This window comes from Streptomyces sp. NPDC048504, assembly GCF_043200035.1.
GTDB lineage: Bacteria > Actinomycetota > Actinomycetes > Streptomycetales > Streptomycetaceae > Streptomyces.
This window is the reverse complement of sequence record NZ_JBICXA010000021.1, coordinates 212,222-229,280: the sequence shown is the minus strand read 5'-3', so window position 1 is coordinate 229,280 and position 17,059 is coordinate 212,222. Positions and strand designations below refer to the sequence as shown.

General features: G+C 71.4%; 18 protein-coding genes and 2 pseudogenes. 12 read left to right on the top strand and 8 right to left on the bottom strand.

Annotated elements, in window-relative coordinates:
* Window positions 1–22: 22 nt before the first annotated feature.
* The 6 genes from ACGFY9_RS41435 to ACGFY9_RS41410 form a co-directional block, all read right to left on the bottom strand.
* Window positions 23–799, bottom strand: a complete 777-nt coding sequence (locus tag ACGFY9_RS41435) for an NPP1 family protein (protein WP_393763162.1) — start codon at window positions 797–799, stop codon at window positions 23–25.
* A gap of 137 nt (window positions 800–936) precedes the next feature.
* Window positions 937–1,884, bottom strand: coding sequence for an ATP-dependent DNA ligase (locus ACGFY9_RS41430; protein WP_393763204.1), 948 nt, complete (start codon window positions 1,882–1,884; stop codon window positions 937–939).
* A 113-nt stretch (window positions 1,885–1,997) separates the two neighbouring features.
* Window positions 1,998–2,687, bottom strand: coding sequence for a response regulator (locus tag ACGFY9_RS41425; RefSeq protein ID WP_393763160.1), 690 nt, complete (start codon window positions 2,685–2,687; stop codon window positions 1,998–2,000).
* Window positions 2,684–4,033 carry a sensor histidine kinase gene (locus tag ACGFY9_RS41420; RefSeq protein WP_393763158.1) on the bottom strand — a complete coding sequence of 450 codons (1,350 nt, stop codon included), beginning with the start codon at window positions 4,031–4,033 and terminating at the stop codon, window positions 2,684–2,686. The genes ACGFY9_RS41425 and ACGFY9_RS41420 overlap by 4 nt, the downstream gene beginning before the upstream one ends.
* A 144-nt stretch (window positions 4,034–4,177) precedes the next feature.
* Entirely contained in the window at window positions 4,178–4,822 is a 645-nt protein-coding gene (locus ACGFY9_RS41415; protein ID WP_393763156.1) for a response regulator, read from the bottom strand.
* 22 nt (window positions 4,823–4,844) lie between these two features.
* Complete coding sequence (locus tag ACGFY9_RS41410) at window positions 4,845–6,035, bottom strand: histidine kinase (protein ID WP_393763154.1); 1,191 nt, start codon at window positions 6,033–6,035, stop codon at window positions 4,845–4,847.
* Between the two features lie 178 nt (window positions 6,036–6,213).
* Here ACGFY9_RS41410 and ACGFY9_RS41405 point away from each other — a divergent pair, with 178 nt between their 5' ends.
* Both ACGFY9_RS41405 and ACGFY9_RS41400 read left to right on the top strand, forming a co-directional pair.
* Window positions 6,214–6,396: a hypothetical protein gene (locus tag ACGFY9_RS41405; protein WP_393763152.1), complete on the top strand. Its 183-nt coding sequence runs from the start codon at window positions 6,214–6,216 to the stop codon at window positions 6,394–6,396.
* 54 nt (window positions 6,397–6,450) lie between these two features.
* Complete coding sequence (locus ACGFY9_RS41400; RefSeq protein ID WP_393763150.1) at window positions 6,451–6,657, top strand: hypothetical protein; 207 nt, start codon at window positions 6,451–6,453, stop codon at window positions 6,655–6,657.
* A 47-nt stretch (window positions 6,658–6,704) separates the two neighbouring features.
* On the opposite strand, the gene ACGFY9_RS41395 is transcribed toward ACGFY9_RS41400, so the two are convergent.
* Window positions 6,705–7,469, bottom strand: coding sequence for an SDR family NAD(P)-dependent oxidoreductase (locus ACGFY9_RS41395; protein ID WP_393763148.1), 765 nt, complete (start codon window positions 7,467–7,469; stop codon window positions 6,705–6,707).
* Between the two features lie 332 nt (window positions 7,470–7,801).
* Here ACGFY9_RS41395 and ACGFY9_RS41390 point away from each other — a divergent pair, with 332 nt between their 5' ends.
* The 5 genes and pseudogenes from ACGFY9_RS41390 (at window position 7,802) to ACGFY9_RS41370 (ending at window position 13,030) form a co-directional block, all read left to right on the top strand.
* Window positions 7,802–8,524: a response regulator transcription factor gene (locus tag ACGFY9_RS41390; protein ID WP_393763146.1), complete on the top strand. Its 723-nt coding sequence runs from the start codon at window positions 7,802–7,804 to the stop codon at window positions 8,522–8,524.
* Window positions 8,525–8,889: 365 nt separating this feature from the next.
* A pseudogene (locus tag ACGFY9_RS41385) lies at window positions 8,890–10,127 on the top strand (cytochrome P450).
* Window positions 10,128–10,168: 41 nt separating this feature from the next.
* Window positions 10,169–10,366, top strand: coding sequence for a ferredoxin (locus ACGFY9_RS41380; RefSeq protein WP_393763202.1), 198 nt, complete (start codon window positions 10,169–10,171; stop codon window positions 10,364–10,366).
* Window positions 10,363–11,229, top strand: a pseudogene (locus ACGFY9_RS41375) (SDR family oxidoreductase). The gene ACGFY9_RS41380 and the pseudogene ACGFY9_RS41375 overlap by 4 nt, the downstream one beginning before the upstream one ends.
* 136 nt (window positions 11,230–11,365) lie before the next feature.
* Window positions 11,366–13,030: a flavin-containing monooxygenase gene (locus ACGFY9_RS41370; protein WP_393763200.1), complete on the top strand. Its 1,665-nt coding sequence runs from the start codon at window positions 11,366–11,368 to the stop codon at window positions 13,028–13,030.
* A gap of 24 nt (window positions 13,031–13,054) precedes the next feature.
* On the opposite strand, the gene ACGFY9_RS41365 is transcribed toward ACGFY9_RS41370, so the two are convergent.
* Window positions 13,055–13,951 (bottom strand): DMT family transporter, encoded by an 897-nt coding sequence (locus ACGFY9_RS41365; protein ID WP_393763144.1) that lies wholly within the window; start codon window positions 13,949–13,951, stop codon window positions 13,055–13,057.
* 68 nt (window positions 13,952–14,019) lie between these two features.
* Here ACGFY9_RS41365 and ACGFY9_RS41360 point away from each other — a divergent pair, with 68 nt between their 5' ends.
* The 5 genes from ACGFY9_RS41360 to ACGFY9_RS41340 all read left to right on the top strand — a co-directional run bounded on the left by ACGFY9_RS41360 (window position 14,020) and on the right by ACGFY9_RS41340 (window position 17,059).
* Window positions 14,020–14,874 carry a LysR family transcriptional regulator gene (locus ACGFY9_RS41360; RefSeq protein ID WP_393763142.1) on the top strand — a complete coding sequence of 285 codons (855 nt, stop codon included), beginning with the start codon at window positions 14,020–14,022 and terminating at the stop codon, window positions 14,872–14,874.
* A 112-nt stretch (window positions 14,875–14,986) separates the two neighbouring features.
* Window positions 14,987–15,112 (top strand): hypothetical protein, encoded by a 126-nt coding sequence (locus ACGFY9_RS41355; RefSeq protein WP_393763140.1) that lies wholly within the window; start codon window positions 14,987–14,989, stop codon window positions 15,110–15,112.
* The gene (locus tag ACGFY9_RS41350; protein ID WP_393763138.1) at window positions 15,084–15,434 is read left to right on the top strand and encodes a hypothetical protein; all 351 of its coding nucleotides are present in this window, start codon (window positions 15,084–15,086) and stop codon (window positions 15,432–15,434) included. Before ACGFY9_RS41355 ends, ACGFY9_RS41350 begins: the two co-directional genes overlap by 29 nt.
* Window positions 15,435–15,597: 163 nt before the next feature.
* Window positions 15,598–16,248 (top strand): GntR family transcriptional regulator, encoded by a 651-nt coding sequence (locus ACGFY9_RS41345; RefSeq protein WP_393763136.1) that lies wholly within the window; start codon window positions 15,598–15,600, stop codon window positions 16,246–16,248.
* A 61-nt stretch (window positions 16,249–16,309) separates the two neighbouring features.
* Window positions 16,310–17,059 (top strand): PIG-L deacetylase family protein, encoded by a 750-nt coding sequence (locus ACGFY9_RS41340; RefSeq protein ID WP_393763134.1) that lies wholly within the window; start codon window positions 16,310–16,312, stop codon window positions 17,057–17,059.

Genomic DNA, 17,059 nt, shown 5'->3' with positions numbered 1-17,059 from the left:
TGGTGCCCCCTGGACGTTTCGGTCAGGCGTTGGGGTCGAACGTGATTCCGGACGGCTCCGCCGAGGTGAGGTGGGCCGCGAAGTTCGCGTCCTTCAGCCCGAAGTTGGCGCTGCCGAAGTCGTAGGCGCTCAACTTGTCGCGCAGGCCCGCCGGGTAGCCGTTCCAGCCGACGAGCGGCGGGTACTGCCAGGTGTGCTTGTCGTTCTCCGGCGGCTCGTCGTTCGCGTTCGCCAGGCGGAAGTCGTGCGTGCCGATGCCGTCCTTGTGGTAAACGATCTTGGCGTGTGTGCCGTCGAAACGGACGTCGGACGCCGCGTGCACGGTGAACGAACCGTGGTTGGACGTCGACACGTACTGGATCGTGCCGTTCTGCACCCACACCACGACGTGTTCCCAGTCGTTGCGGTGCCCGCCGATGCTGGAGTTGGCGACGGCCTGGTCCTTCTCGAAGTACAGGCCGTACATGTAGGCGCACCAGCCGTTGTTGCACTTGTAGCGCGAGTAGCTGTTGGTGTTGTCGAGGTCCGAGGCGTCGTGGCACTCGCCGCTGAGCGAACCCGTCGGGTTCAGGCCGCCGTTGATCTTCCCGTCCGGGCCGATCGCGGGTGTCGGGTAGCAGCCGTCCGTGTCGTAGTCGAAGGCGGGCAGATAGGTCTGCTCGGCGGCTTCGGCGTTCGCGGGGAGCGCGGTGGGCGGGGCGGCGAAGGCGGCGCTGGGGAAGGCGATGACCAGGGCGGCGGCACCGCCGAGGCCGGCGAGCCACCTTCCGCGGCGGGTGCGGGACTTCTGGGACGACACTGCGTCCTCCTCTTGGGTGCAGCCCAACGGCTATGGGGGGAAAGGGCTTTCATAGTCGCGACTTTCCATGTACGCGCCAAGGGTGAGGGGTGTCACTCCGGTAACGACCCGCCCAATACTTGATCTACGCAACTTCCTCAACGCTCGGGCAGATCCGCCGCCGACTCCTCCGGCGCGAGGTCCGGGCGCAGCCGCAGCCAGGACGGCTGGCGCAGCATCCCGGACCGGGTGCGGGTGCTGTAGCGGACCTCGCCGACCAGCCGGGGCACGACCCAGCGCGCGCCGGCCACCGGCGGTGGGGGGTCGAAGGGGCACGTCTCGGTCCCGGCGGCCCGCAGGAGTACGGCGAGTTCGGCACGCTCGGCCTCGCTCCAGCCGGTGCCGACATTGCCGACGTACCGCAGCCTGCCGGCCGCGCGCTGCCCCACCAGCACCGCGCCGGGCAGACCCGTCAGACGCCCCTTGCCGGGCACCCAGCCGCCGACCAGTACGTCCTCGCTGCGCGGGTTGCGGATCTTGATCCAGGCGCGGGAGCGGACCCCGGGCTCGTACACCGAGTCCAGCCGCTTGCAGACCAGGCCCTCCAGCCCGTGCTCGCGGGTGGCCCGCAGGGCTTCTGCGCCATGTCCGGTGAGGGCGGCGGGAGTTGACCAGTACGGGCCGTCGAGGTCGAGCTGCTCCAGCGTGGTGCGTCGGTGGGCGTAGGGGAGGGTGAGGAGCGGCCGTCCGAGATGGGGGATGTCGAACAGCACGAGATGGACGGGCGTTTCGGCGGCTCGGCGCACCGCCTGCGCCGGTGACCCGGCCAGACCCATCCGGCCCTGCAGCAACTGGAAGTCGGCGCGGCCCTGTTCGTCCAGGGCGAGCACCTCGCCGTCGAGGATCGCCGGGGTGGTGCCCAACTCCCGGGCGAGGGCGAGTAGTTCGGGGTAGGCGGCGGTGATGTCCTCGCCGGAACGGGCGCGCAGGAGGACGCTTCCGTCGCCGGGGAGGTACACCAGCACACGCTGGCCGTCCTGCTTGGTCTCGTAGGCCCATTGGAGGTCCTGGGCGGTGGGCGGGAGGGAGCCGGGGGTGGCGAGCATGGGTGGGATGTGGGGGAGGGGCACGGCACAGGTGTCGACGGGGTCGGGCGGTGCCACGCGCTTTTCGGTACGGGTTCGCCTGAACGGCCGCGATTCCCTTGGTGGCCGGCGACTCAGAACTCGGGCACGGGCGGGGGCGGCGCCTGCACAAGACCCGTCTGGTAGGCCATCACGACGAGTTGGGCGCGGTCGCGGGCGTCGAGCTTGGCCATGGCGCGGTGCACATGCGTGCGTACGGTCAGCGGGCTGACGTACAGCTTCTCGGCGATCTCGTCGTTGGAGCGGCCTTCGGCGGCCATGGCCATGATCTCGCGCTCGCGTGCGGTGAGGTCGCCGAGCCGGCCGGGCGTGGCCAGTCGGGTGCCCGGTGCGGGAGTGGCCAGGAAGCGGGCGATCAGGGTGCGGGTGGCGAGCGGGGAGAGGAGTGTCTCGCCGGACGCGACCGTGCGGATGCCCGACAGCAGCGCGTCGGCGGTGACGTCCTTGCCGAGGAAACCGCTTGCGCCTGCCCGGAGGGCCTGTGCCACGTACTCGTCGACCTCGAAGGTGGTGAGGATGAGGACGCGGGTGTCGGACAGCGCCGGGTCGGCGCAGATCGCGGTCGTGGCGGTCAGGCCGTCGGTGCCGGGCATGCGGATGTCCATCAGGACGAGGTCGGGGCGGTGTTCACCGGCCAGCAGGATCGCCTCGGCGCCGTCGGCCGCCTCGGCGACCACCTCCATGTCCTCGCAGGTGTCGATCAGGATCCGGAAGGTGGCCCGCAGAAGGGCCTGGTCGTCGGCGAGCAGCACGCGGATGGTCATGGGGTTCTTTCTTCCGGTCGCGGAGCGCTGGGGTACAGCGGCAGTTCCGTGGTGACTTCGAAACCGCCCTCGACACGGTGCCCGGCCTGGAGGGTGCCGCCGACGGACCGGGCGCGCTCGCGCATGCCGATCAGCCCGAAGCCGTCGGCGGCGACCGGCATCGCGCCGGCTCCGTCGCCGCCCCCGGCGGAGTGCTCGGCCTGGAGGTCGTTTTCGGTGGGCCGGGCGCGCCTACGTGTCCCGTCGAGTCCGAAGCCGTGGCCCGGGGCCGGTGCCGCGTTCGCCCCGTCGCCGCCCCCGGCAGCGCCCACCGCGCCCGCCCCGTCGTCGGTCACCGTGACGGTCAACCGGTCGTAGGAGTACCGCAACCGCACTCGCGCCGACCGGCTCGACGCGTGCTTGCTGACGTTGGTGAGGGCCTCCTGCACGATCCGGTAGGCCGTCAGGCCCACCCCGGGTGACAGCGGGCGCTCCTTGCCCTCCGTGGCCACCGTGACCGTGAGCCCGGTGGACGCGAACGTGCGGGTCAGTTCGGTGAGTTGGGCCAGACCCGGGCTCGGGGCCAGGGGTGTGCCGGGGTCGTCGGGCCGGCGCAGCAGAGCGACCGTGCCCTTCATCTCGCGCAGCGCGGAGGACGTCGTACCGGCGAGTTCCGTGAGGATCCTCCGCACATGGTCGGGGTGCGTGCGCGCGAGGTGGGCCGCGGTGCCGGCCTGCGCGTGGGCCAGCGCCAGATGGTGGGCGACGACGTCGTGCAACTCCCGGGCGATACGCATCCGTTCCTCGGCCACCCGGTGCCGCGCCTCGTCCTCGCGGCTGCGCTCGGCGTACTCGGCCCGCGCCTGCACCGCCTCCAGATACGCCTCCCGCAGCCGGACCGCGTTCCCGGCGACGACCGGCAACAGCAGCCAGGCGGCCGGGCCGACGGTCCTGAACGGCCAGGGGTGATGCACCGGCTCCACCACCGTGGCCGTGGCGATCACCAGCGTGACCGAGGCGAAGAAGCAACGGCGGGCCGTGCCGCGGCCGGTGAGAACGGCCAGCCGGTACAGCGCCAGCATCAGCGGCCCCAGCATCAGTGGGGTGAGCAGGTGGCCCAGCGCACTCGCCCCGGCAGCCGCGACCGCCGTGACCGCGACGACCGTACGAGGACGGCTCCGCTGCCGGAGCAGGGCCGCGCAGGAGACCGCGGCGAGCGTGATCGTGGGGCCCACCGCGTCCGGCCGGGGACCGCCGGAGGCGCCCAGCTCGCTGCCGAAGAGGAACATGGCGAACAGCAGGACGGCCGACATGGTGTCGACGGTGCGGACGTGCTCGTCCGCGTAGCGCTGCAGGCTGTCGTTCATGGGTGTCTCCGATGGGGCCCGGTCGATCGAGGAAAGCAGCCGGGGGACCGTCCCGTCGTCCTGCGGCTGCCGACAATCGCGACTGCTGAGAACGCGGTACGCACCGCCGGCCGTGTCATCCCCGGGTACGAGCGGCGGCGCGCGTCACACGTTCTGCAGATACGCCAGGACCGCCAGCACCCGGCGGTGCCCGCTGTCGCTCGGTGGCAGGCTCAGCTTCAGGAACACGTTGCCGATGTGCTTGCTGACCGCGCGTTCCGTGACGACCAGGGTCTTGGCGATCGTCGTGTTGTCGTGCCCCTCCGCCATCAGCTTGAGCACCTCGCGCTCGCGCGGGGTCAGTGAGTCCAGCGGGGAATTGCGACGCCGGGTGAGCAGCTCGGTCACCACCTCGGGGTCGAGCGCCGTACCCCCGGCCGCCACCCGGTCCAGCGCGTCGAGGAACTCGTCCACGCGGCCGATCCGGTCCTTGAGCAGGTAGCCGATTCCGCTCGCGCCGACTCCCAACAGCTCGGCGGCGTACGACTCCTCGACGTACTGCGACAGCACCAGCACCGGCAGCCCCGGGATCTTCTCCCGTGCCTCCAGCGCTGCCCGCAGCCCCTCGTCACGGAAGCCCGGCGGCATCCGCACGTCGAGCACGGCCACGTCCGGCCGGTGTTCGAGCAGCGCGGGCAGCACCTCCGGCCCGCTGCCGGCGATGGCCACGACCTCGTGCCCCGCCGATGTCAGCAGCAGGACCAGGCCTTCCCTGAGCAGGGCGTTGTCCTCGGCGAGCACCACTCTCACGACAGTTCCGCCTCAACTACGCTCACCAGACGCACGGCAGCTCCACTTCGATCACGGTAGGTCCCCCCACGGGGCTGGTCACAGTCACACTGCCGTCGAGCGCGGCGACCCGGCGCCGCATGCCCAGCAGCCCCGATCCGCCCGCCTCTCCCCCAGAGCCAACAGCCTGGGAGGGGCCCCCAGCCCCACCCCGGCCCTCGTCGCGCACCCGGACGCGCAGTCCGGTGCGGGCGCGGGCGAGATGCACGTCGGCGCGGTCGGCGCCGCTGTACTTGGCCGCGTTGGTCAGCGACTCGGCGATCACGAAGTACGCGGCCGCCTCCACCGCGGCCGGGGCCCGCGGCCCGTCGTGTCCGTCGGTCAGCCCGTCCACGGTCACGGTGACGGTGAGCGCGCTGCTGGCGGCGAGCGCGCGCACCGCGCCGACCAGGCCGCGGTCGGTGAGGATCGGCGGGTGGATCGCGCGCACCACGTGCCGCAGATCCGTCAGCGCCTCCTCGGCCAGCGTCTGCGCGTCGTCGAGCATCCTGCGCGCCGCCTCCGGATCCTGGTCGTAGGCCCGCTTGGCGAGACCGATCCGCATGGAGAGCGACACCAGCCTCGCCTGCGTGCCGTCGTGCAGATCGCGCTCGATCCGGCGCAGCTCGGCGCCGTGCGCGGCGATCGCGCCCGCCCGGGTCTGCACCAACTCCTCGACCCGTACGGCGAGTTGGGCCTTCGGGGAGGGTTTCAGCAGGACGGTGGACCACTGCGCGTCGAGATCCGCGAGCCGGCTGATCAACGGCAGGACGACGGACCGGCGGCGCAACAGCCCGCACCACACCCCGTCGACGACCAGACCCAGCGGCCACAGCGGCAGCATCAGCACGGGCAGCGTGCCGTAGGCGTAGTAGGCGACCAACCAGCGGAAGTCGGTCAGCGTGCTCGGGTCGCGGACCGCCGTGCGCACCCGCTCCCGCACGGTGCCGGTGAGCGGCTGGTACGCCTCGGGGATCTTCCGGCCCGTCCACCTGCCCGCCTGCTGCCGCTTGGCCCCGGCGATCCGCCGTATCAGCAGCACCGTCTCCGGGAGCATGAACGCGCCGACCACCGCGGCCGTGGCGATCGCGGTGATCAGGAGCACGGTGATGAAGATGTACGACCCGAAGGCCATCGCGGCGGAGACGACCAACTGGAGGGTGGCTCGGGCTGCCTGCCGCGAGGTAGCGCGCATGGAGATCAGGTTAGGCGCATGGGCCCGGGCACGCGGGAGCGGACGACCCGACACGGGTGCAGCCCGCTCCACCACGGGTCCGGGAGATCGCTCCCTCGTGGCGTCGGGCGGACGACGGAATCGTTGAGGCAACACGTCAGCCAAGATCCAAGTCTTCTCGATCCGGAGGAAACCACCCATGACGCCGATGCTCGCGTCGAGACCCGTGCTGTGGTTCCTGTTCCTGTTCAACCTGCTCGTCGCCACGGCCGCGCCCCTGGTCACCGACGGCGCGCAGGCCGTGCTGACCACCGTGGGCATGGGCGCCGTCGCGCTGGGAGCGGGCGTCAGCCTGTACCGGACCCGCAGGCGGGCGGCCTGACGTTCGCCTGCTCGGCGGCGCGATGCGCGGCCGGAACTCGACAACACCCGGGAGTTGATCCTCACCACGGCGGGACGGCTGTTCGCCGACCCGGACCGCCTCGACTTCCCCGGGCTGCCGACCAGGATGGGACTCCAGGTCGTCCACAGCACGTTGTACCGCCGCATCCCCACCCTCCGCAGGGCTACCGACCTCGACAGGATCCCGTTCAAGCACGACGGCGCCCTCTACGGCATCCACGAACCCCTCGGCGCGTGGTGACCGTTGGGCCACCCTGACCCGCCCGGGGCGGCGGCCGTGCGTGCCCGTCATACGGCGCTCCAGCCGTCGTCGACGGGCAGCACGGCGCCGTTGATGTGCCGGGCGGCGTCGGAGGCCAGGAAGACGAGCGCGGCCGCCTGCTCCTCCGGGAAGGCGATCCGGTAGGAGACCACGAGCCCGGGACCGATCACCCCGGGGCCGTGGGCCCGCGCGTCGACGTCGTAGGTGATGCCCGTCGCGGTGGCCCCGGGGGCGATCGCGTTGGCGCGGATTCCCTGCGCCCGGTACATCACGGCGAGGGACTTCACCAGGCCCACGATCCCGTGCTTGGCGGCGGTGCAGGCGGCGCCCGCCGCGCTGCCGCGCAGGCCGGCCTCGGCGGCGGTGAAGACGATCGCGCCGTGTCCGGCGGCCAGCATGTGCGGCAGCGCGGCCCGGGTGAGCAGGAAGGGCGCCGTCAGGTTGACCCGGAGGACCCGCTCCCACTCGGCGTCGCCGGTGTCCGCGAGGGCCGACATCCGGTCCATGATCCCGGCGTTGTTGATGAGCACGTCGAGCCCGCCGTACGCGTCGACGGCGGTGGCGACGACCTCGTCCACGACCGCCTGCTCGCTCAGTTCGCCGACGACACGCACGGCGGAGCCGCCGTCGTGCTCGATCTCCTTGACCGTCCGCTCGGCGCCCGCCCGGTCGAGGTCCGCCACCACGACCTCGGCACCCGCGAGCGCGAACTGCAGCGCGGCGGCCCGCCCGATCCCGGACCCCGCGCCGGTGACGATGACACTGCGACCTTCGAGACCGATGCCGTGCATGGCGTACTCCTTGGTTCTTCGCGGGTCCGCCGCGGTCATCCCGAGGTGGGGGAGAGGGGTTGTCCGCGGACCCGGCGCCGATCTGGGGGAGTGGCCGGCGACCGGGTCCGGGACGGCGCCGACCCCCGTCCCCACGGGTTCGGCGCGGGGGCCGCCTTCCGCTAAGGCGGCCCCGGTTCTGGTGAGCGAGGGCTCAGCTGTGCTCCTGACTCCTGGTGGCCCACCCTCACGGCGGGCTTCCTTGAGTTAGGCAAGCGTATCTGACTTACTTGACTCAAGCAATCGAATGTATATTGCTTGAGTCAGGCAAGCAGAACGGTAGGGAGACGCTCATGTCCACGTACGACAGCATCAGTGAGGCACGATCACTCGCCCGCGGTGGCGGGCAGCATCTGCTCGTCGCCGTGGACGACCCGGACAACGCCGAACTCCTTTCCACGACACTGGAGTTGGCGGGCTACCGGATCAGGACGGCCGGCAACGGCACCGAGGTGGTCTCCCGGCTCGCGGAGCAGCGGTTCGAACTGGTCGTCATCGACGCGGAGTTGCCCGAGATGGGCGCCCTCGCTCAGGGCCGCCGACTCGTCACGCACCGCCCGCCCGTCCTCCTGCTCACCGGCTGGGACGCCCTCGACAAGCTGCTGCCCGAACTGGGCGCGGGGGAACGGGACTATGTCACCAAGCCCTTCCGGATCGCCGAAGTGCTCGCCCGTATCCAGGTGTTACTGCGCGGCCGGGGCGGCGGACGCGACGGCGCGCTGCACTACGCCGACCTCGTCCTGGACGACACCACCTGCCAGGCGCGGCGCGGACGGCGCACCCTCGACCTCACGCCCGCGGAGTACCGGCTGCTGCGCCACCTCCTCGTCAACGCGCACAAGGTGCTGTCCAAGGAGCAGATCAGCCGGTACGTCTGGGGCGACTTCCGCGGCGACAACGCGATGGAGCAGCTCCTCTCCCGCCTCCGGCGCAAGGTGGACCAGGAAGGACCGGCGCTCGTCCATACACGCCGGGGCTTCGGCTACTGGCTCGGACGGGCGGCCGGTGAGGCGTGAGCGCGTGAGTGCCCCACAGGGGAGTTGCGAGGGATGCGCGGAGCAAATATGGACACCCTGTGAAGCGGGGTGCGGGGCGGTGTCACGGTGACGTGGCACGTTCCTTTTCTTGTTGCGTTCGTGAGGCGGTGGCGTCACGTCCTCGTCGGTCAACTCACCGTCAATTCATGTGAGTTGACTCTCGCTGGCATCTCTGTCCGGTTCATTGCAACAGTGCTGACGTGTGATCCGGGCCGCGTCAGGTCGTTGTCAGGGAACTGACCGGAAGGCGTCAGCCCGCTCTGTTTGCATGTGCTCATCGAGGTCTCGATCCCAGTACCCCGGCGCTCGCCCCCACGCAGAGCCCCCCACCACCGAGGAGAGACATGGCCGACACCCTGACCGACACCCCGCCCGGCACGGCCGCGGCCCCCGAATACCCGATGCGGCGGGACGCGCGCTGCCCCCTCGCCCCGCCGCCCGCCGTGCACGGGCTGCGCGACGGGAAACCGATCAGCCGCGTCCGCATCTGGAACGGCGCCACGCCCTGGCTGATCACCCGCCACGTCGACCAGCGCGCCCTGCTCACCGACCCCCCGTCAGCGACGACGACCTGGAAGCCGGCTTCCCCTACGTCAACGCGCACCGCGCCGAGATCGCCCCGCACACCCCGCGGATGATCACCAACACCGACGCGCCCGAGCACACCCGGCTGCGCCGGACGGTCAACGCGCCGTTCGTCGTCAAGCGGATAGAGGCCATGCGGGCCCCCATCCAGAAGATCGTCGACGAGCTGATCGACGACATGCTCGCCGGTCCCAACCCGGCCGACCTGCTCACCGCGCTCGCGCTGCCCGTCCCCTCGCTGGTCATCGCCGAACTGCTCGGAGTGCCGTACGAGGACCACGACTTCTTCCAGCGCAACAGCAGCATCGCGCTCGACAGCGCCGCGTCGCCCGAGGAGGCGCGGGCGGCGGGCGGCGCGCTGGTCGCCTATCTGGACAAGGTCATCGGGCTCAGGCTGGAGAGCCCGGCGGAGGGCGTGCTGTCCGAGATGGCCGGGCGCGTCGACAACGGTGAGATGACCCGCACCGAGGCCGTCCACATGGGCGTCGCCATGCTCGTCGCCGGGCACGAGACCACCGCCACGATGATCAGCCTCGGCACGCTCGCCCTGCTCCAGAACCCCGGCCAACTCGCCCTGGTGCGCGACACGGACGACCCGAAGGTCATCGCCGACGCGGTCGACGAACTGCTGCGCTACCTGACCATCGTGCAGACCGGCGTCCGCCGCGTCGCCAAGGAGGACATCGAGATCGGCGGCGTCACCATCCGCGCCGGCGAGGGCATGATCTTCGACCTGCACGCCGCGAACTGGGACCCCGAGGCCTTCCCCGAGGCCGACCGCCTCGACATCACCCGGTCCGCCCGCCGGCACCAGGCCTTCGGCTACGGCCCCCACCAGTGCCTCGTCCAGAACCTCGCCCGCCTCGAACTCCAGGTCGTCTACGGCACCCTCTACCGCCGCATCCCGACCCTCCGACTGGCCGCCCCCGGCGAGCAGTTGACCTTCGACCGCACCGGCACGACCTACGGCGTGGCCTGCCTGCCCGTCGCCTGGTGACCACCCCCCTCACGAACGAACCGAGAGCAAAGGACCCAGCCATCAAGGTCGAACTCGACGAACCGAAATGCGTCGCCTCCGGGCAGTGCGTGGTCGCCGCCCCCGACGTCTTCGACCAGCGTGACGAGGGCGGCGTGGCGATCCTCCTGGAGGAGCAGCCCGGCGCCGAACTCCTCGACGACGTACGGGAAGCCGTGGCGGTCTGCCCGGCCGCGGCCATCCGACTGGTGGAGCGGTGACACGGATCGTCGTCGTCGGAGCCTCGGCCGCCGGACTCGCGGCGGCCGAGACACTCCGCCGCGAGGGCTACACCGGCACGCTGACCCTCGTGGGCGATGAACCGCACCTGCCCTACGACCGCCCGCCGCTCTCCAAGCAGGTCCTCGCCGCCGAATGGGAACCCGACCGGATCGCCCTGCGCACCCCGGCCGACCTGACCGGGCACGACCTCGACCTGCGGCTCTGTGTCGCCGCGACCGCGCTCGACCTCGCCGCGCAGGAGGTGTGGCTCTCGGACGGCGCGCAGGTGGCGTACGACGGGCCACCGGGGTGCGGCCCCGGCGGCTGCCGGGCGAGGGCGCGCATGTGCTGCGCACGCTCGACGACGCGCTCATGCTGCGTGAACGGCTGGGTCCAGGGCGGAAGTTGGTGGTGGTCGGCGCCGGGTTCCTCGGCGCGGAGGCCGCCGCCGTGGCCTGGCGTCTCGGCGCCGAGGTCACCCTGCTGGAACCGGCCCCCGTGCCGCTGGCGCACGCCGTCGGCGAGCAGGTCGGGCAGGTGCTGGCGCAGGCGCACGTGGACCACGGCGTGAACCTGCGCACCGGTGTCTCCGTCACCGAAGGTGACCGACGAGGGCGTACGGCTCGGCACCGGCGAGGAGATCGAGGCCGACGCGATGTCGAAGGCCGAGGCCGAGTCGCCGCACGGCGGGCACATGCTCAAGATGCTCGACGACTGCGGAGCGGGACGCACCGGCACAGCCGACGAGATCGCCGACGCGGTGGCCTTCCTCACCGGCCCGCAGGCCCAGTTCATCACCGGCACCGACCTGCTCGTCGACGGCGGACAGGCCGCCTGGGTCCGCCGGCACATGCGGCACTGACCGACCCACCCCGGACGCCTGTCACCCCACGGACACCGGCGTCCGGTCTGTCGTACCGCATCACACCCTCGACAACCGCAGAGAGGACCAGCATGTCCGTCGCCCCCACGCCGGCCTCGGCTTCGACCCCGAGACGCTGCGCGCCAAGTACCGGGCCGAGCGCGACCGCCGTATCCGCCCGGACGGCAGTGCCCAATACCGGGGCAACATCGGTGAGTTCGGCTACTACGCGGACGACCCCTACGCCGACACCGACCTCACCCGCGAACCGCTCTCCGACCGTGTCGAGGTCGCGATCGTCGGCGGGGGCTTCGGCGGTCTGCTCGCCGCCGCGCGGCTGCGCCAGGCCGGTGTCCACTGCGGCATCGAGTCGTACATCTACATGCCGCTGCTGGCGGAGGTCGGCCACGTCCCCGGGTGGAAGTACGCGCCGGGGGAGGAGATCCGGCAGCATGCGCGCGCCATCGGGCGCCACTTCGACCTCTACCGCAATGCCTGTTTCCAGACCCAGGTCACCGAACTCACCTGGGACGAGGGCGAGTTGGAGTGGCACGTCGCCACCGACCGGGGCGACCGCATCAAGGCCCGGTATGTGGTCGTCGCACTCGGCACCCTCAGCCGTCCCAAACTGCCCGGCATCCCGGGGATGGAGACCTTCCGCGGCCACACCTTCCACACCAGCCGCTGGGACTACGGCTACACCGGCGGCGACGCGGACGGCGGCCTGACCGGGCTCGCCGACAAGCGCGTCGGGCTCATCGGCACCGGCGCGACCGCGATCCAGGTCGTGCCCCATCTCGGGCGCGACGCACGGAAGTTGTACGTGTTCCAGCGGACCCCGTCCTCCGTCGACGTACGCGGCAACCGGCGCACCGATCCGCAGTGGGCGCAGACTTTCACTCCCGGCTGGCAGCAGCGCCGTAGGGACAACTTCCTCGCGCACGTGGCCGGTGGGGGCGCGGCCGAGGACCTGGTCGACGACGGCTGGACCACAAGTGCCGCGCTGCTGCGGACGCTTCTGTCGGGGAGCGGCGAATCGGGCTCGGCGGACACGGCCGAGGTCGCCGACTTCCGGAAGATGAACGAGCTGCGGGACCGGGTGGACGAGCTCGTCGAGGACCCGGCGACCGCCGAGGCGCTGAAGCCCTGGTACCGGTACATGTGCAAGAGGCCCACGTTCAGCGACAGTTACCTCCAGACTTTCAACCGGCCCAACGTCACGCTCGTCGACACGGCCGACCAGGGCGGCGTCGAGAGGGTCACCGAGAACGCCGTGGTGGTGGGCGGTGTGGCCCACGAGGTGGACTGCCTGATCTTCGCCACCGGGTTCGACCTCAGCGTCGGGTCTGCCCAGCGCATGGGCATCGACATCCGGGGCCGGGGCGGGGTGACCCTCGCGGAGCGCTGGGCGGACGGGCCGAGGACGCTGCACGGGGTGACCGTGCACGGCTTCCCGAACCTCTTCCAGTTCGGCTCGATCCAGAGCGCCTCCGCCGTGAACATGGTCCACATCCTCGACGAACGCGCCACGCACGTCGCCGGGGTCGTCACCGAGGCCCGCAAGCGCCAGGCGCGGTACGTCGAGCCGACCGCCGATGCGGAGACCGCGTGGATCGCCACGATCCGGGAGAAGGCGCAGGACACCTACGCGTTCCTCGCCGAGTGCACCCCCGGCTACTACAACAGCGAGGGGAGGCCCTCCGAGCGCAGCGAGTCGTACGGCGGCGGACCCGTCGAGTTCCACGCGCTGCTCAGGGAGTGGCGGGAGGACAGTGACATGGGCGACGTCCTCGCCGAATGACAAGGGCGGGCGTGCTGCGGTCGTTCAGTCCCGCGCGGTGAGAATGCTCAGCGCGTTCGCGGCCACGACGGCACCGATGCCCGCCCACTCCGCCCAGCCCAGCCGCTGCCCGAGACCGATCCACCCGACCACGGCGGCGAGCACGGGATTGACGCTCATGAACAGCCCGAAGGCCGGAGCCGGCACCCGGCGCAGCGTGAACAGATCGGCCAGATACGGCACCGCCGACGAGAGCACCCCGGCCGCCACCGCACACGCGGCCGCCGTGAGGGTCGGCGGATGCCGGACCGTGACGACGATCCCGACCGGCAGGAACATCAGCGCGGACACCGCGGCCGCCGTCGCCGAACCCTGCGCCCCGGGGATGCGGCGGCCGACGGTCCGGTTGAGCAGGATGTACGACGCCCAGCACCCGGCGGCCAGCAGCCCGAGCCCCATGCCCAGGTAGTCGGCCGAGGGGCGCGGCCGCATCAGTGTCACCACGCCCGCCACCGCGATCAGCGCACAGCAGGCGTCCACGCGCCGCCGGGTCGCGGCCAGCGCGATGGACAGCGGACCCAGGAACTCCAGCGTCACCGCCAGGCCGAGGCCGACGCGGTCTATCGCGGTGTACAGGGACAGGTTCATCGTCCCGAACACCACGGCCAGCAGCAGCACCGGCCACCACTGTCGCCGGCTGAACTCCTGCGGCCGGGGCCTGCCCACGGCGAACAGGACGGCGGCTGCGACGTACTGGCGCACCGCGACGACCCCCACGGGCCCGATGACCGGGAAGGCGAGGGAGCCGATCGCCGCGCCGAGCTGGTTGGACAGCCCGCTGCCGGCCATGGTGGCGACCCCGGCCAGGCCCACGCGGGACGGCTGCGGGGTGCCATGTGGCTTGGTGCGCAAGGGAGTTGTCGCTGAGGAGGCTCCAGGCATGGTCCGATCGTGCGCCTGATCGGCACTTGCGCAAAATGCAACAGCGGGGCGATCTATACGCTGGAGTCATGGATCTGGAGCTGCGACAGCTGCGGTGTCTCGTCGCGATCGTCGACGAGGGCACCTTCACCGACGCCGCCGCCATGCTCGGCGTCTCCCAGGCCGCCGTCTCCCGCACCCTCGCCTCGCTCGAACGCGCCCTCGGCGTACGGCTGTTGAGGCGCACCTCGCGGGCGGTGACCCCGACGGGCACCGGGCTGCGGGTGGTCGCACACGCCCGGCGGCTGCTCGCCGAGGCCGACGACCTCGTCCGAGACGCCACCTCGGGCCACACCCATCTCCGTATCGGCTACGCCTGGTCGGCGCTCGGCCGTCACACGCTGCCCTTCCAGCGCCGCTGGAGCCGCACGCACCCGGAGACCGACCTGCACCTGGTCCGCGTCAACTCCGCCACCGCCGGCCTCGGGGAAGGCGCCTGCGAACTCGCCGTGGTGCGCCGGCCGTTGGACGACCGGCGGTTCGAGTCGGCCATCGTCGGACTGGAGCGACGACTGTGCGCGATGGCCTCCGACGACCCGCTCGCCCGGCGCCGCTCGGTCCGGCTGGCCGACCTCGCGGGGCGCACCCTCCTCGTCGACCGCCGTACCGGCACCACGACCGCCGACCTGTGGCCGCCCGACTCGCGCCCGGCGACCGAGGACACCCACGACGTGGACGACTGGCTCACCGTGATCGCCACCGGCCGCAGCGTCGGCATGACCGCGGAGTCGACCGCCAACCAGTACCCGAGGCCCGGAGTCGTCTACCGCCCCGTGCGCGACGGCGAGCCCATCGCCGTACGGCTCGCCTGGTGGAAGGACGACCCGCACCCCGCCACCCAGCCCGTGCTGGAACTGCTCACCGCGCTCTACCGCGAGGCCTGAGCCGGTCACCCTTGCGGCCCACGGTGGTGGCCTCGCCGGGGGCCGGCTCGACGCTGACACCCTGAGCCCTGGTCAAGCCCACTCGCCGAAACGGACGAGGATCGTCCTCCTGGTGGCCGTCATCGCCGCGGCCCTGGTCACCGGCCTCGCGCTGCTGCCCGACACGTTCCCGGCGGACGCCGACGCGAGCGCGCGCGAGCGTCACGAGGGTGTCCACCAGCCCCATCGCAAGGGGTGATGTGGGCAAGGACCTGCCGGTCACCAAACCGAAGATCTCCTGCGCCGACCTGTTGCGGAAGGACTTCGGCGCGCTCGACGACGCGGCGACCTTCGTCGCCTCCGCGAGCGTGGTGGCCAAGAGCGGCTCGAACGCGTACGAGTACTGCGACGTCAAGGGCACCGTCGCCCCGCAGATCCAGTTCGAACTGCGGCTCCCGACCAAGACGTACCGGCAGCGCTACCCCCAGGAGAAGGGCGCGGCCGACTACCGCGCCCACGCGCCCGACAAGCTGCCCGACGACCAGCCGTCACAAGCCGTGGACAGTATGAGAAGGTCGTAGAAATCCGCTGTCCACTGCCCGTCCATGGCCGGTCCATGGGCGGGCAGTGGCGTGTCTGCGGTAAGTATGGGCGGAAGCACGCCTGCAATACGGCGGACAAAATTGTTGACAATCTTGTTTGGCTAGATTTAGGTTCGACAGGCACTCACTCAGGAGGGCAACGATGCCGAAAGAAGCCCGTCCGAGCACCGGGGAGCAGGCCAAGCAGCATGCGCTCGCGCAGCTGCGGCAGGCGATCCTGCAGGGCGACATGGCACCGGCGCAGCGGTTGGTGGAGAACGAACTCGCCGAGCAGTTCGATGTGACGCGGGCCAGCATCCGGGCGGCGCTGATCGATCTGGCGGCCGAGGGGCTGGTGGAGCGGATCCGCAACCGGGGTTCCCGGGTGCGGGTGGTGAGCGTGGAGGAAGCGGTCGCCATCACGGAGTGCCGCATGGTCCTGGAAGGACTGTGCGCGGCCAAGGCGGCCGTCGCGGCCGGCGACGACCAGCTGACCGAACTGGCGGACCTGGGCCGGGCCATGACCAAGGCCGTGGCCGACGGCGAGCCGGTCACCTACTCCGAGCTCAACCACGAACTGCACGACAAGGTGCGGGAGTTCTCCGGCCAGCAGACGGCCGTGGCCCTGCTGGAGCGGCTCAATGCCCAACTGGTGCGTCACCGCTTCCAGTTGGCGCTACGGCCGGGGCGTCCGCAGCAGTCCCTGAGCGAGCATCTGGCGATGATCGAGGCGATCACGGCCAGGGACCCGCAGGCGGCCGAGGCGGCCGTCCGCGCCCATCTCACCAGTGTGATCGAGGCGTTGCGCGACTGACGCGCGGCCGATCGGCACACCTGGGGCGGGCGCACACCTGTCCATCAAGGAGATTCGAGTCATGACGCACGGCAACGCGCCCGCCACCCCACGATCGACACTCGTCGTCACGGCGCACGCCGGGGACTTCGTCTGGCGGGCGGGCGGAGCCATCGCCCTGGCCGCCGCCCGCGGCGAGAAGGTCACTATTGCCTGTCTGACCTTCGGCGAGCGCGGCGAGTCCGCGAAGGCCTGGCGCGAGGGCAAGAAGCTGGACGAGATCAAGGCGATACGCCGGGACGAGGCCGAGCGCGCCGCGGCCACCCTCGGCGCCGAGGTCCACTTCTTCGACGCGGGCGACTACCCCCTGGTCGCCACCGCCGAGCTGACCGACAAGCTCGTCGAGGTCTACCGCGCCACGCAGCCCGACGTCGTGCTCACCCACCCCACCGAGGACCCGTACAACGGCGACCACCCGGCCGCCAACCGGATGGCGCTGGAGGCCCGCGTCCTCGCGCAGGCCATCGGCTACCCCGGCGAGGGCGAGATCATCGGGGCCCCGCCGGTCTTCTACTTCGAGCCGCACCAGCCCGAGATGAGCGGCTTCAAACCCGAGGTCCTGCTCGACATCACCGAGGTCTGGGACACCAAGCGCAAGGCGATGGAGTGCCTCGGCGCCCAGCAGCACCTGTGGGACTACTACACCGACCTGGCCGTACGACGGGGCGTCCAGCTCAAGCGCAACGCCGGCCCGAACCTGGGCCTGGCCCACAAGACGATGGCCGAGGCGTACATGCGCCCGTACCCGCAGATCGCGAAGGAGCTGGCATAA

Coding starts and splice junctions, on each gene's coding strand:
- ACGFY9_RS41430 (WP_393763204.1), bottom strand. CDS start 1,884: ATGCTCGCCACCCCCGGCTCCCTCCCGCCCACCGCCCAGGACCTCCAA.
- ACGFY9_RS41425 (WP_393763160.1), bottom strand. CDS start 2,687: ATGACCATCCGCGTGCTGCTCGCCGACGACCAGGCCCTTCTGCGGGCC.
- ACGFY9_RS41365 (WP_393763144.1), bottom strand. CDS start 13,951: ATGCCTGGAGCCTCCTCAGCGACAACTCCCTTGCGCACCAAGCCACAT.
- ACGFY9_RS41390 (WP_393763146.1), top strand. CDS start 7,802: ATGTCCACGTACGACAGCATCAGTGAGGCACGATCACTCGCCCGCGGT.
- ACGFY9_RS41340 (WP_393763134.1), top strand. CDS start 16,310: ATGACGCACGGCAACGCGCCCGCCACCCCACGATCGACACTCGTCGTC.
- ACGFY9_RS41405 (WP_393763152.1), top strand. CDS start 6,214: ATGACGCCGATGCTCGCGTCGAGACCCGTGCTGTGGTTCCTGTTCCTG.
- ACGFY9_RS41420 (WP_393763158.1), bottom strand. CDS start 4,033: ATGAACGACAGCCTGCAGCGCTACGCGGACGAGCACGTCCGCACCGTC.
- ACGFY9_RS41410 (WP_393763154.1), bottom strand. CDS start 6,035: ATGCGCGCTACCTCGCGGCAGGCAGCCCGAGCCACCCTCCAGTTGGTC.
- ACGFY9_RS41360 (WP_393763142.1), top strand. CDS start 14,020: ATGGATCTGGAGCTGCGACAGCTGCGGTGTCTCGTCGCGATCGTCGAC.
- ACGFY9_RS41395 (WP_393763148.1), bottom strand. CDS start 7,469: ATGCACGGCATCGGTCTCGAAGGTCGCAGTGTCATCGTCACCGGCGCG.
- ACGFY9_RS41345 (WP_393763136.1), top strand. CDS start 15,598: ATGCCGAAAGAAGCCCGTCCGAGCACCGGGGAGCAGGCCAAGCAGCAT.